We start from the raw sequence: 13,156 nt of genomic DNA, 5'->3' as shown, positions 1-13,156 counted from the left end.
AACCAGCGTCCCCGAAACGAAACAGGGCGGCGCCGAAGCACCGCCCTGTCCCTGATTGCCGTCCGCCGCTTACTTCACGAGATCGAAGCGATCGGCGTTCATCACCTTGGCCCAGGCCGCGACGAAGTCCTTCACGAACTGCTCCTTGGCATCCGACGAGCCGTAGACCTCGGCGAACGCGCGCAGCTGCGAGTGCGAGCCGAAGATCAGGTCGACGCGGGTGCCGGTCCACTTCACCGCCTTGGTCTTGCGGTCACGGCCCTCATAGACGCCCTCGCCGACATCGCTCCACACCGTGCCCATGTCGAGCAGGTTGAGGAAGAAGTCGTTGGTCAGCGTCCCCGGCTTGCCGGTGAAGACGCCGTGCTTCGACTTCTTGGCATTGGCGCCGAGCACACGCAGGCCGCCGACCAGGACCGTCAATTCCGGTCCGGTCAGCCGCAGCAGCTGGGCGCGATCGACCAATGCCTCCTCGGGCAGCATGAACTGACGCTTGCCGCTGATGTAGTTGCGGAAGCCGTCAGCCCGCGGCTCGAGCGGAGCGAAGGATTCGACATCGGTCTGATCCTGCGTCGCATCGGTACGGCCAGGCGTGAACGGAACCTTCACATCGGTGCCGCCGTCCTTTGCCGCCTTCTCGATCGCCGCCGCGCCGCCGAGCACGATCAGGTCGGCCAGCGAGACCTTCTTGCCGAACTCCTTCTGGATGGCTTCGAGCTTGGACAGCACGGTCTTAAGCTGCGTCGGCTCGTTGACATCCCAGTCCTTCTGCGGAGCGAGACGGATGCGCGCACCGTTGGCGCCGCCGCGCTTGTCCGAACCACGGAACGTGGAGGCCGAGGCCCAGGCGGTCGACACCAGTTCGGAGACCGAGAGGCCCGAGGCGAGGATCTTCGCCTTGAGCGCCTCGATATCCTTGTCGTCGATCACGGCATGATCGAGCGCCGGCACCGGGTCCTGCCAGATCAGCGTCTCCTTCGGCACCAGCGGGCCGAGGTAACGCTGGATCGGGCCCATGTCGCGGTGCGTGAGCTTGAACCAGGCGCGGGCGAAGGCGTCCGCGAACTGATCCGGGTGCTCATAGAACCGGCGCGAGATCTTCTCATAGGCCGGATCGAAGCGCAGCGAGAGGTCGGTGGTCAGCATGGTCGGGACGTGCTTCTTCGACGGATCGAACGCGTCCGGAATGTCGGCCGCAGCCCCCTTCGCCTTCCACTGCTTCGCGCCTGCGGGGCTCTTGGTCAGCTCCCATTCATACTTGAACAGGTTGTCGAAGAAGTGGTTGCTCCACTTCGTCGGCGTCTGGGTCCAGGTGACCTCGGGGCCGCCGGTGATCGCGTCGGCACCGACGCCGGTGCCGAACTTGCTCTTCCAGCCCAAGCCCTGCTCTTCGAGCGCGCCGCCTTCCGGCTCCGGCCCGATCAGCGACGGATCACCCGCGCCGTGGGTCTTGCCGAAGGTGTGGCCGCCGGCGATCAGCGCGACGGTCTCCTCGTCGTTCATGGCCATGCGGAAGAACGTCTCGCGGATGTCCTTTGCGGCGGCGACCGGGTCGGGGTTGCCGTTCGGACCTTCCGGATTGACGTAGATCAGGCCCATCTGCACGGCGCCGAGCGGTTCGGAGAGCTGACGCTCGCCGCTGTAGCGCTCGTCGCCGAGCCACGTGCCTTCCGGACCCCAGTACAGCTCTTCAGGCTCCCACACGTCGGCGCGGCCGCCCGCGAAACCGAAGGTCTTGAAGCCCATCGATTCCAGCGCGACGTTGCCGGCGAGGACCATCAGGTCGGCCCATGAGATCTTGCGGCCGTATTTCTGCTTGATCGGCCAGAGCAGCCGGCGCGCCTTGTCGAGGTTGGCGTTGTCAGGCCAGCTGTTGAGCGGGGCGAAGCGCTGCTGACCGGCACCGGCGCCGCCGCGGCCGTCGGTGATGCGGTAGGTGCCCGCCGAGTGCCAGGCCATGCGGATCATCAGGCCGCCGTAGTGACCGAAATCGGCCGGCCACCATTCCTGCGACGTCGTCATCAAGGCGGTCAGGTCCTTGATCACGGCGTTGAGGTCGAGGGTCTTGAACTCCTTGGCGTAGTCAAAGCCCTGGCCCATCGGGTCGGACAGGCTGGAGTTGCGATGCAGCACCTGAACGTCCAGCGACTCCGGCCACCAGTCACGATTCGTGTGTCCGCGAGGGGCTGCCGAAAATGGGCATTTGCCCGCGCCTTCGTCGGTTTTTGCGTCCATGTTTTTTCTCCGAGGTGATGGATTCTGGAATGTGCTGGAGCTCTTCCAAGAACGATTCTACGCGCCTCAATCCATCAGGGGAAATTGACTTTAATGATCGCGGCAATAAGATAATCTGATGATAAATGTCACACTCCGGCAACTGAGGTATTTCGATGCGCTGGCGCGGCACGGCCATTTCGGGCGCGCCGCGGACGCCTGCGCGGTGTCGCAGCCGGCGCTGTCGATGCAGATCCGCGAGATGGAACAGGCGGTCGGCGGCGTGCTGATCGAACGCAGCGCTCGCCAGGTCGCCTTGACGAGCTTCGGCGAGGAGCTGCTGCACCGCGTGCGCGACATCCTGCGTTCGGTCGACGAGCTCGGCGACTTCGCACGCGCCTCGCGCGACAAGCTCGCCGGACGGCTGCGCATCGGCATGATCCCGACCATTGCGCCATATCTGCTGCCGAGGGTGATCGAGACGCTGGCGCGGCTGCATCCCGAGCTCGACATCCATGTCCGCGAGACGCTAACGCCGAAGCTGATCAAGGAGGTCGCCGAGGGCCGGCTCGACACCGCGATCGTGGCGCTGCCGGTGTCGGAACCGTCGCTGACCGAGGTCGCGCTGTTCTCGGAGCATTTCCTGCTGGTGCGGCCGGGCGAGGATGCCAAGACGCCGGTGCCGAGCGCCGAGATGCTGCGCGAGATGCGGCTGCTGCTACTCGAGGAAGGCCATTGCTTCCGCGACCAGGCGCTGTCGTTCTGCAACATGCAGTCCTCGCCGCCGCGCGAGGTGCTGGACGCAAGCTCGCTGTCGACGCTGGTGCAGATGGTCGGCGCCGGCATCGGCGTCACCCTGATTCCGGAGATGGCGGTGACGGTGGAGACGCGCTCCGCGCCGGTCACGGTCTCGCGCTTCAAGCACCCGCAGCCCTCGCGCACCATCGGCATGGTCTGGCGCAAGACTTCTCCGCTCGCCCCGCAGCTCCAGCAGATCGCCGACGTGGTCTCACTCGCCGCGCGCGAACTGCGCGCGCCGAAGCAAGATGGCGCGAAGGAACCGGCGAAGCGCGCGGGACGAAGGAAGGCCGGGTGATTGCGAGTGCGGACCCCTGCTTTCGCATGGACGACACCGAGTTTGTTGCGAGCCGTGAGTGACTAGCCGGAGGCGTAGTCAGCCGCACGCCTGTTCGTCATTCCGGGGCATCGCGAAGCGATGAGCCCGGAATCCATCGAGCCACAGAACCAGTGGTGCAATGGATTCCGGGCTCTCGCTTCGCGAGCCCCAAGATGCGCAATTGCGCACCGGGGAATGACGAAACTCACTTCTCCAGATATTTCTTCATCTCGGCGATCAGGCCGTCGCGCAGTTCGGGGCGCTTGAGGCCGAAGGCGATGTTGGCGCGGAGGAAGCCGGGCTTGGAGCCGCAATCGTGGCGCTCCCCCTCGAACTCGACACCGTAGAACTTCTGCGTCCTGGCAAGCCCGATCATCGCGTCGGTGAGCTGGATCTCGCCGCCGGCGCCGCGCTCCTGCGTCGCCAGGATGTCGAAGATCTCGGGCTGCAGGATGTAGCGGCCGGTGATCGACAGGTTCGACGGCGCGGTGCCCTGCGGCGGCTTTTCGACCATGCCGTCGACCTCGAAGATGTTGCCGGTGCGCTTGCCGACGCCGCAGATGCCGTATTGATGGGTGAGCTCGTCGGGCACCGCCTCGACCGCGATCACGTTCGACTTCTCGCCGAGCTTGTTGGCGGCGTCGATCATCTGCTTCAGGCAGCCCGGCGTGTTCAGCACCAGCTCATCGGGCAGCACCACCGCGAACGGCTCGTTGCCGACGATGTCGCGCGCGCACCACACCGCATGGCCAAGCCCGAGCGGCGACTGTTGCCGCGTGAAGCTCATTGCGCCGGCTTCGGGCTGGTTCTGCGCCAGGATCTCCTGCTCGGTCTTCTTGCCGCGCTGCGCGAGCGTGGTGTCGAGCTCGAACATGCGGTCGAAATGATCCTCGATGACGCCCTTGTTGCGGCCGGTGACGAACACGAAGTGCTCGATGCCGGCTTCCCGCGCCTCGTCGACCACGTACTGGATCAGCGGCTTGTCGACGATCGTCAGCATCTCCTTCGGCATCGCCTTGGTGGCGGGCAGCACGCGGGTACCGAGACCGGCGACGGGAAATACGGCTTTGCGGATCTTCATGGGATTATCGGAGGCCTTGAAAAACGGGTGGGACGGCGGCACGAAATCTAATCGCACCTTGGTAACCGTTTTTGCAGCCGAGAACAAAGGCGGATGTGTGATGCACACGTTCCGCCCACCCCAGCGGTTTCCGCCCGAGTGTTCCGTTTATCGCGGCATCCCGACCGCGCGCGATGGAGCCGGCGCGCCGCCGGATGCGGCGGTCGCGGCGGCGGATGAGGTGATCCAGCGCCGATATTTGCGGGTCAGCGACGCGGTGCGGAGCTGGGCCAGCAACAACGCCTTCAACGGCGAAACGTTCGGATTGGCCGTGCGGCCCCGGCTCAACCGCCGCAACTGGAATTTCACGACGGCCATTGCGGCCAGCGAGGCCATCGGCTTGTTCTTCCATCGGATCGGCGCGACTTCTGGCCGCAGATCCTCCCCCCGACGCCAGGCGTTCGGCAGGTCCGGCCGGATCGCCAGCGCGGTGGCGATGCCGGCGATGGCGACGCCGCTGTCGAGCACCTGCTGCACGACGCCGATGCGGCGAATGCCGCCGGTGACCATGACCGGCATCCTGGCGACCGCGGCGACGTCGCGTGCGAAGTCGAGGAAATAGGCCTCGCGCGCCAGCGTGCGGCCGTCGCGCGCATCGCCCTGCATCGCAGGCGCCTCATAGCTGCCGCCCGACAACTCCACGAGATCAACGGACAACGCGTTCAACATCTCGACGACGGACTTGGCGTCAGCGGCATCGAAGCCGCCGCGCTGGAAATCGGCGGAGTTCAGTTTGACCGCAACGGAAAAACCGGGCGACACCGAAGCGCGCACCGCCTTGACGGTCTCGATCAACAGACGCGCCCGGTTCTCGAGCGGACCGCCCCAGCCGTCGGTGCGCCGGTTGGTCAATGGCGACAGGAACTGGCTGAGCAGATAGCCGTGCGCCGCATGGATCTGCACGCCGGAGAAGCCGGCGCGCTCCGCCAGCCTTGCGGCGCTGACGAAGCGGCCGATCACCTCGTCGATGTCCTGCTCGGTCATCGCCCTCGGCATTGCGAACAGGTTCGAATGCTTGCCGAGATCAAGCGCGACGGCGGACGGCGCCAGGGTTTGCTGGCCCAGATTCTTCATCATCTGGCGGCCCGGATGATTGAGCTGCATCCAGATCTGCGCGCCCCTGGCGCGACCGATGCGCGCCCAGTTTCGAAACGGCTCGAGCTCGGTGCCGTCCTCCAGCACGACGCCACCGGGCCCGGTCATGGCGTGGCGATCGATCATGACGTTGCCCGTGATGATGAGGCCGGCGCCGCCGTCGGCCCAGGCCTGATAGAGGCGCAGCAATTCGGCCGACGGGAAATGCCTGGCGTCAGCCATGTTCTCCTCCATCGCCGCTTTGGCGATGCGGTTCGGAATGCTGCTTCCGTTGGGCAGGGTCAGGGGCTCGAACGGCGACATCAGCCAATTTCCTTGTTGATCGCCACGGACCATAACCTTAAAGTTAACTTTAAGGTCAAGACGCCAAGGAGATCGGCAGTGAAGATCGGGGAACTGGCTCGGGAATCCGGCCTCGCGCCGTCGCGCATCCGCTTCTATGAGCGGCAGGGCCTGATCGGCTCGATCGATCGCGGCCTGAACGGCTATCGCCAGTATTCGCGCGGGACCCGGCAGGTCCTCGAGATCATCGTGATGGCCCAGCAGGCCGGATTTTCGCTCGACGAGATCCGGAACCTGCTGCCGCCGCACGGCAAGGGAGACTGGAGCAAGGACAGGCTGGTGGCCGCGTTGAAGACCAAGGTGGCCGAGGTCGAAGCCTTGCGTTGTCGATTGTCTGAAACCCAGGCCGGGCTCGAGGCCGTGATCGCCCGGATCGAAGCCACGCCACCGGGCGGCGACTGTTTTGAGAATGCCGAAGGTATCCTGGCGGGTCTGAGGGACCAGTCGAAGACGAGTTGATGACGCCGGACAATTTGTCCCGGTCAAACAACTGCGCGCGATTTCGTCACGCCCAAAATGCCGCCCATTGTTAAGATATTGGAAACCGTGACGGGGCCTTCTCAGGCAGCACGATTTTGACAGGCACACGACAATGCGCTCGACCGGAACACCGCGGACCACGCTTTTCAGCGCGAGCCTTGTCGCGCTGGCCCTGCTGCTGCCCGTCAGCACGCAGGCCCAGTCGGCGGGCAACGGCCTGACCAACCTGATCGACAGCATCTTCTCCGGACCGAACGCGACGCCGCCGCAGGCCGCGACCGGTCAGGACGGTGCAGCCCCACCCTGGAGCGGCGAGGACGGCGCTTCCGGTCATCCCTTGATGACCGCCGCCGCGATCCGCCAGGCCGCATCCGACTTCCCGAACTGCGTCGCGGCGATGTGGCCGGATGCCGCGCGGCGCAACATCACGCAGCAGAATTTCGAGCGCTTCACCGCCGGCCTGCAACCCGACCTGCGCATCATGGACCTGATGGATTCGCAGCCGGAGTTCACCAAGGCGATCTGGGACTATCTCGATATCCTGGTGAGCGACACACGGCTCGCCAAGGGCCGCGAAATCCTCGCCAAATACAAGCAGCAGTTCGACGCGACCGAGCGCGCCTATGGCGTCGACCGCTACATCATCGCCGCGATCTGGGGCATCGAATCAAACTACTCGACCCAGATGGGCGATCGCAACGTGGTGCAGTCGACAGCGACGCTCGCCTGCATCGGCCGCCGTCAGGCCTATTTCAAGGATGAATTCCTGTCGGCGCTGGAGATCCTCAACCGCGGCGATCTCAGGCCCGAGCAGATGCGCGGCTCCTGGGCCGGCGCATTCGGCCCGACCCAGTTCATGCCGACCGCGTTCAAGCGCTTCGCCGTCGACGGCGATGGCGACGGCCGCCGCGACGTCGTCGACAATCCGAGCGACTTGATCGCTTCGACCGCCAACAATCTGAAGAAGGACGGCTGGCAGACCGGCGCGAGCTGGGGCTACGAGGTGGTGCTGCCGCAGGGCCTCAACTACATGCTGGCCGACCGCGCCAAGGCGATGCCGCTGTCGCAATGGGAGCAGCTCGGCGTCAAGCGGCCGAACGGCCAGCAATTCCCGCGGCCGTCAGACAAGGCCTATCTGCTGGCGCCGGCCGGCGCCGAGGGGCCGGGCTTCCTGATGCTGCAGAATTTTCGGGTGATCATGAAGTACAACCCGGCCGAGGCCTATGCGCTCGCAATCGGCCATTTCGCCGATCGCCTGCGCGGCGGTCAGCCCTTCGTGCAGCCCTGGCCGCGCCAGGAGCGGGTGCTGTCGCGCGCCGAGCGGCTGGAACTGCAGCAGCTGCTGGCCCAGCGTGGCTTCTACAAGGGCACGCCCGACGGCCAGTTCGGCGGCCAGACCCGCGAGGCGCTGCGCGGCTTCCAGGTCTCGATCGGGGCGCCGGCCGACGGCTTTGCCACATCGGAGGTGCTGGAGCGGCTGCGGGGGCGGTAGCGACAAGCTAAGTCACCTCTCCCGCTTGCGGGGGAGAGGGAGCGCAGTTCCTTCGTGGTGGCACCCGGGCCTCTCCCCCGAAAGTAACCGTGAAATCCGATATTTGCCGCTCGCCTTGACGGCGGCCGGAGGCACCCGATTTATGGTGGAAAAGCTGCCCGCTTGCGGCCCGATTCCGCTAATATACTCGCCTGCTTCCAGATCATTTGCGACCGAACCCGATGCGAGAGCCGAAGTCCTTCCTGCGCGTATTCACCGAGGCCGGCCCGCTGGCTGCGCTGGCGGTGGCGCTCGCGCTCCTGATCGGTATTGCGCAGCCGGCCTCGGCACAGATCTTCGGCTTCCCCGGCTTCGGCGGCGGACCGCCGCAACCGCAGCGCCGCGCGCCTCCACAGCACGGCGGTGGCGGCGGCTGGTTCGGGGGCGATTTCTTCGCGCCGTTCCAGCAGCAGCAACCGCAATCACAGCCGCAGCGGCCGCGCGAGGATTTTTCGCGCGCGCCGCCGCCGGCCAAGCGCGAAGCCGCGGCCGAGCGCAACGTGCTGGTGATCGGCGACGCGATGGCCGACTGGCTCGCTTATGGCCTGGAAGATGCGTATTCCGACCAGCCCGACATGGGCGTGATCCGCAAGCACAAGACGGTGTCCGGCCTGATCCGCTATCAGCCCAAGGGCGACCCGGCGGATTGGGCGGCGGCCGCGAAGGGCATTCTCGCCACCGAGAACCCCGACGCCATCGTCGTAATGCTCGGCCTCAACGACCGCACCGCGATCCGCGAACCGGTCGTGGAGAAGAAGGTCGACAAGAAGGACGAGAAAAAGGACGCGCGCGCCAAACCGGACGCGAAGCCCGGCGACAAGCCCGATGCGACGGCCAAGAATGACGGCAAGAGCGACGGCAAGAATGATGGCAAGAACGATGGCAAGGCTGACGCCAAGCCTGCCGATCCCGAGTTGCCGGCCGACGACGCCGACGATTCACAAGCCGCACCGGACAAGACCGCGCGCTCGCCCAACGGCCTCTATGATTTCCGCGACGACCGCTGGGTCGAGCTCTACGGCAAGAAGATCGAAGAGCTGATCAACGTGCTGAAGAGCAAGGGCGTGCCGGTGCTGTGGGTCGGCCTGCCCGCGATCCGCGGCCAGAAGGGCACGTCGGACATGCTGTTCCTCGACGCGCTGTATCGCGACGGCGCCGGCAAGGCCGGTATTACCTATGTCGACGTCTGGGACGGCTTCGTCGACGAGGCCGGCCGCTTCATGCCGAAGGGCCCGGACTTCGAAGGCCAGCCGCGCAAGCTGCGCTCCGACGACGGCGTGTTCTTCACCAAGGCCGGCGCGCGCAAGCTCGCGCATTATGTCGAGCGCGAGGTGACGCGCCTGCTCGCCGTGCGCACCGGCCCGATCGCGCTGCCGAGCGAACCGGCGGCGCCCGAGACCAGCACCGAACCCGGCAAGCCCCCGCCGCGACCGCTCGCAGGCCCGGTGCTGCCGCTGGTCGCCTCCACGGTCGGCACCGATCAATTGCTCGGCGGCCCCGGCTCGCGGCCCGCCGCCGTCGATGCGCTCGCCGCGCGCACGCTGGTGAAGGGCGAGGCGCTGGCGCCGCCGGCCGGCCGCGCCGACGATTTCGCCTGGCCACGCCGCGAGATCGGCCGCGAGCAGGCCAAGGGCGACGTGCCGGTCGCCGCGGCGACGCCGGCTGCGCCGGCGGCCGGAGCACCTGCCAACCCGCCGCCGTCGACCACGGCGATCGCGCCCGACGGTTCGATCATCACCGCGCCGAAGCCGCAGAAGCGCGTGTTCCGTCCGGCCCAGGCTCAGCCGCAGCAGCAGCCGCAGCCCTGGCTGCGTGACTTCTTCGGCTTCGGCGCGCCGCAGCAGCGCCCGCTGCTCCCCCCGCCACCGCGTCCGCCGCGCAGTGTCGGACAGCGCGCCGCCGGGCCTGGGGATCCCTGGCAGTAAGCGGCGCTGCATCCGTCATTGCGAGCGAAGTAAAGCAATCCATCTATCCGCACGGGCAGATGGATGGATTGCTTCGTCGCGGACCCTGTCATCGGGCGCGCGTACGCGCGACCCGGTGGCTCCTCGCAATGACGGCGGATCAGCCGTAATGGCGCCAGCGCGACGGCGGCGGGCGGCGTGGCTGACGCGTCATCAACAGCGCGAGCGCAAAGCCGATGCCGCCGGCGATCAGGAGCGCGCCGAGCGGATTGTCCTGCACCGTCTGCGCCACCGCCTTCTGCCCGCTGCGAACGGTCTCGCCGCGATGCTCATAGGCATCCTTGGCATAGTTGACCGCGGTATCAGCCGCGTCGCGCGCGGCATCCTTGGCCTGGCCGTAGAGATCCTGCACGGTGCCGGCAGCCTCGCGTGCGCGGCCCGAGGCCTGTGTTTGCGCATCACCGGTCGCATCGCCGATTACGCCTTCGGCCTTGCCCGCGAATTCCTTTGCCGTTCCGAAAATCCGGTCCTTGTCCATCACATCTGCTCCCTGAAATTGTCAGGGAGCTAACCGCGGAACCGCGCGCAGGTTCCTTTAGCTCTTCTGGAGCTAGAGGATCAGCCCGCCGTCGACGACGATGGTCTGGCCGACGATGTAGGAGGCGAGCGGCGACGCCAGGAACAAAGCGGCGCCGGCCATGTCGGCGGGCGTGCCGAGGCGCTTCAGCGGAATGCGCCCGAGCGCGCCTTCGAGCCGCTTGGGATTGGCGGTCGTCGCCTTGGTCATCTTGGTGTCGACGAGGCCCGGCGCGATGCCGTTGACGCGGATGCCGTTCTCCGCCCACGCTTCACCAAGCGTGCGCGTCAGCCCGACCGCGCCGGTCTTCGAGGCGTTGTAGGCCGGATTGCCCATGGTGGAATGATACGCCGCGGTCGAACTCACGATGATCAGCGAACCTTGGCTCGCGCTCAGCATCGCATGGAATTTGGTGGCGCAGGCCATCAGGCTCATCAGGTTGACTTCGAGCACCTTGCGGAAACCCTCCATCTCGAATTCCCCGCGGCGGTAAATCACGGCGCCCTGCGCCAGCACCAGCACGTCGAGCCGATCGAACGACGGTGTGAGGCTTTCGATCGCCTTGGGATCAGAGACATCGAGTTGCGCATAGGCAAGGCCGTCGAGATGCGAGCCTTCTTCAGCCGAATAGTCGCTCGCTTGGGCGCGGGTGCCGTACACCGCAACGCGCGCGCCCTTGGCGCGGAAGGCCTGCGCAATGCCGTTGCCGATGCCTGAGGAGCCGCCGACCACCAGTACCTGCTTGCCGCCGAAATCAAGCTCGTTCATCGCGTTTCCTCTCTGCTGTTTTCTTGATTGAGCATGATCCTTTGCGAAAAGCCACCCGGGAAACTTGCGTTAACGCGCTGCGTGCGCGGCGATCAGGGAACGCCGGTTTGACGTCTCTGCGGATCGGTGCCAGCGTTGCCGGTCTCACAACGCAAAAAAATCAACGGGAGGTCCGTCGTGTCCGAATACAAGCAGCTCAGCCGTTCGGTGAAGGGCCTCACCGTTCTCGTCACGGGAGCGGCAAGCGGCATGGGGCGCGCCACTGCGCGCGTGTTCGCCGACGAGGGCGCCAATGTCGCGGTCACCGACCTGACCGAAGACGGCACGCAGGCGGTGGCGAAGGAGATATCGGCGAGCGGCGGCTCGGCGAAGGCCTGGACGCTCGACGTCAGTGATCGCGACGCCATCATCAAAGTCGTCAACGATGTCGCCGCGCATTTCGGGGGGCTCGACATCATCGTCAACAATGCGGGCATCTCGGTGCGGGTGCCGATCGACGATCCCGGTTACGAGGATGCCTGGGCCAAGGGCATCGCGGTGATGCTGACGGCGCATCCGCGCATCATCCGCGCGGCACTGCCGTACCTGCGCAAGTCGCGCTCGCCGCGCATCGTCAACATCGCCTCGACCGAAGCGCTGGGTGCAACAGGCCTGCACAGCCCCTACTCGGCGGCCAAGGGCGGCGTCACCAGCCTGACCCGCTCGCTCGCGGTGGAACTGGGGCGCGAAGGCATCACCGTGAACTGCATCTGTCCGGGCCCGATCCGCACAGGCATCACCGATCGCATCTCCGAGGAGCACAAGACGATCTACGCCAAGCGCCGCACTGCGCTGGCGCGCTACGGCGATCCGGAAGAGGTCGCGCACATGACGCTGAGCCTGTGCCTGCCCGCGGCATCGTTCCTGACCGGTGCGGTGATTCCGGTCGACGGCGGGTTGATGGCGCGGAATGCCTGACCCGCATTCGCTGCCCGCTCGGCCGTGAAGCGTTGACAGCGCGCGCGTCGGGAGTAGCCTTCCCGTCAAATCAGACGAAGCGGGCCAACCGCCCGCACGATACGGGGAGATACGCCAATGACGGTCCTGATCCGGCAGCTTCACAAGCACTTTGTCGGCGAGGTCTCCGGCGTCGACCTGCGCAAGCCGCTGACGAAGCAGGAAGCGACCGACATCGAGGCCGGCATGGACAAATACGCCGTGCTCGTCTTCCACGGCCAGGATATCACGGACGAGCAGCAGATGGCGTTCGCGCTGAACTTCGGCGAGCGCGAGCACTCGCGCGGCGGCACGGTGACGAAGAAGGAGGACTATCGCCTGTCGTCCGGGCTCAACGATGTCGGCAATCTCGGCAAGGACGGCAAGCCGCTGCCGAAGGATCACCGCACCCATCTGTTCAATCTCGGCAACTGCCTGTGGCACTCCGACAGCTCGTTCCGGCCGATCCCGGCGAAATTCTCGCTGCTGTCGGCGCGCGTCGTGAACCCGAAGGGCGGCAACACCGAATTCGCCGATATGCGCGCCGCCTATGACGCGCTCGACGACGACACCAAGGCGGAGATCGAGGACATGATCTGCGAGCACTCGCTGATGTATTCGCGCGGCTCGCTCGGCTTCCTCGACTACACCGAGGAAGAGAAAGAGATGTTCAAGCCGGTGCTGCAACGCCTGGTGCGCACCCATCCGGTGCACGGCCGCAAATCGCTGTATCTGTCATCGCATGCCGGCGCGATCAGGGGCATGAGCATGCCGGAGGCGCGGGTGCTGCTGCGCGACCTCACCGAGCACGCGACGCAGAGCGAGTTCGTCTATGTGCACAAATGGACGCTGCATGACCTCGTGATGTGGGACAACCGCCAGACCGTGCACCGCGTCCGCCGTTACGACCAGTCGCAGCCCCGCGACATGCGCCGCGCCACGGTGGCCGGCACCCAGCCGACGGTGGCGCAGGAAGCGGCGGAGTAGCGCGCCGCGATAACAGCCGTCGTCCCGGCGAAAGCCGGGACCCATA

At 66.2% G+C, this 13,156-nt stretch carries 11 protein-coding genes; 6 read left to right on the top strand and 5 right to left on the bottom strand.

The window, feature by feature from the left end:
• Positions 1–69: 69 nt before the first annotated feature.
• Positions 70–2,235 carry a catalase/peroxidase HPI gene (gene katG / locus JQ507_02965; protein QRI70515.1) on the bottom strand — a complete coding sequence of 722 codons (2,166 nt, stop codon included), beginning with the start codon at positions 2,233–2,235 and terminating at the stop codon, positions 70–72.
• Between the two features lie 118 nt (positions 2,236–2,353).
• Between katG and JQ507_02960 the strand changes: the two genes are divergently transcribed.
• Positions 2,354–3,310, top strand: a complete 957-nt coding sequence (locus JQ507_02960; GenBank protein QRI70514.1) for a LysR family transcriptional regulator — start codon at positions 2,354–2,356, stop codon at positions 3,308–3,310.
• A 226-nt stretch (positions 3,311–3,536) separates the two neighbouring features.
• Here JQ507_02960 and galU read toward each other — a convergent pair whose 3' ends face one another.
• Positions 3,537–4,412, bottom strand: a complete 876-nt coding sequence (gene galU, locus JQ507_02955) for a UTP--glucose-1-phosphate uridylyltransferase GalU (protein QRI70513.1) — start codon at positions 4,410–4,412, stop codon at positions 3,537–3,539.
• 147 nt (positions 4,413–4,559) lie between these two features.
• Positions 4,560–5,849 carry an NADH:flavin oxidoreductase/NADH oxidase family protein gene (locus tag JQ507_02950; GenBank protein QRI70512.1) on the bottom strand — a complete coding sequence of 430 codons (1,290 nt, stop codon included), beginning with the start codon at positions 5,847–5,849 and terminating at the stop codon, positions 4,560–4,562.
• A gap of 78 nt (positions 5,850–5,927) precedes the next feature.
• Between JQ507_02950 and JQ507_02945 the strand changes: the two genes are divergently transcribed.
• The 3 genes from JQ507_02945 to JQ507_02935 all read left to right on the top strand — a co-directional run bounded on the left by JQ507_02945 (position 5,928) and on the right by JQ507_02935 (position 9,824).
• A complete protein-coding gene (locus JQ507_02945) occupies positions 5,928–6,347 on the top strand; it encodes a MerR family transcriptional regulator (protein ID QRI73155.1) in 420 nt (139 codons plus the stop codon).
• Between the two features lie 133 nt (positions 6,348–6,480).
• The gene (locus JQ507_02940) at positions 6,481–7,860 is read left to right on the top strand and encodes a lytic murein transglycosylase (protein QRI70511.1); all 1,380 of its coding nucleotides are present in this window, start codon (positions 6,481–6,483) and stop codon (positions 7,858–7,860) included.
• 221 nt (positions 7,861–8,081) lie between these two features.
• Positions 8,082–9,824, top strand: a complete 1,743-nt coding sequence (locus JQ507_02935; protein QRI70510.1) for a DUF459 domain-containing protein — start codon at positions 8,082–8,084, stop codon at positions 9,822–9,824.
• 139 nt (positions 9,825–9,963) lie between these two features.
• On the opposite strand, the gene JQ507_02930 is transcribed toward JQ507_02935, so the two are convergent.
• Together JQ507_02930 and JQ507_02925 are read right to left on the bottom strand one after the other, a co-directional pair.
• Complete coding sequence (locus JQ507_02930; GenBank protein QRI70509.1) at positions 9,964–10,341, bottom strand: CsbD family protein; 378 nt, start codon at positions 10,339–10,341, stop codon at positions 9,964–9,966.
• Positions 10,342–10,413: 72 nt separating this feature from the next.
• Entirely contained in the window at positions 10,414–11,148 is a 735-nt protein-coding gene (locus JQ507_02925) for an SDR family oxidoreductase (GenBank protein QRI70508.1), read from the bottom strand.
• A gap of 177 nt (positions 11,149–11,325) precedes the next feature.
• On the opposite strand from JQ507_02925, the gene JQ507_02920 reads away from it, so the two are divergent.
• Both JQ507_02920 and JQ507_02915 read left to right on the top strand, forming a co-directional pair.
• On the top strand, positions 11,326–12,105 hold the full coding sequence (locus JQ507_02920; protein QRI70507.1) for an SDR family oxidoreductase: 780 nt from the start codon (positions 11,326–11,328) through the stop codon (positions 12,103–12,105).
• A 117-nt stretch (positions 12,106–12,222) separates the two neighbouring features.
• Positions 12,223–13,110: a TauD/TfdA family dioxygenase gene (locus JQ507_02915; GenBank protein ID QRI70506.1), complete on the top strand. Its 888-nt coding sequence runs from the start codon at positions 12,223–12,225 to the stop codon at positions 13,108–13,110.
• Positions 13,111–13,156 lie beyond the last annotated feature (46 nt).

This window comes from Bradyrhizobium sp. PSBB068 (genome assembly GCA_016839165.1).
Taxonomy (GTDB): domain Bacteria; phylum Pseudomonadota; class Alphaproteobacteria; order Rhizobiales; family Xanthobacteraceae; genus Bradyrhizobium.
This window is presented reverse-complemented; position numbering and strand designations above follow the sequence as displayed.

Coding starts and splice junctions, on each gene's coding strand:
- katG (QRI70515.1), bottom strand. CDS start 2,235: ATGGACGCAAAAACCGACGAAGGCGCGGGCAAATGCCCATTTTCGGCA.
- JQ507_02960 (QRI70514.1), top strand. CDS start 2,354: ATGATAAATGTCACACTCCGGCAACTGAGGTATTTCGATGCGCTGGCG.
- galU (QRI70513.1), bottom strand. CDS start 4,412: ATGAAGATCCGCAAAGCCGTATTTCCCGTCGCCGGTCTCGGTACCCGC.
- JQ507_02950 (QRI70512.1), bottom strand. CDS start 5,849: ATGTCGCCGTTCGAGCCCCTGACCCTGCCCAACGGAAGCAGCATTCCG.
- JQ507_02940 (QRI70511.1), top strand. CDS start 6,481: ATGCGCTCGACCGGAACACCGCGGACCACGCTTTTCAGCGCGAGCCTT.
- JQ507_02935 (QRI70510.1), top strand. CDS start 8,082: ATGCGAGAGCCGAAGTCCTTCCTGCGCGTATTCACCGAGGCCGGCCCG.
- JQ507_02930 (QRI70509.1), bottom strand. CDS start 10,341: ATGGACAAGGACCGGATTTTCGGAACGGCAAAGGAATTCGCGGGCAAG.
- JQ507_02925 (QRI70508.1), bottom strand. CDS start 11,148: ATGAACGAGCTTGATTTCGGCGGCAAGCAGGTACTGGTGGTCGGCGGC.
- JQ507_02915 (QRI70506.1), top strand. CDS start 12,223: ATGACGGTCCTGATCCGGCAGCTTCACAAGCACTTTGTCGGCGAGGTC.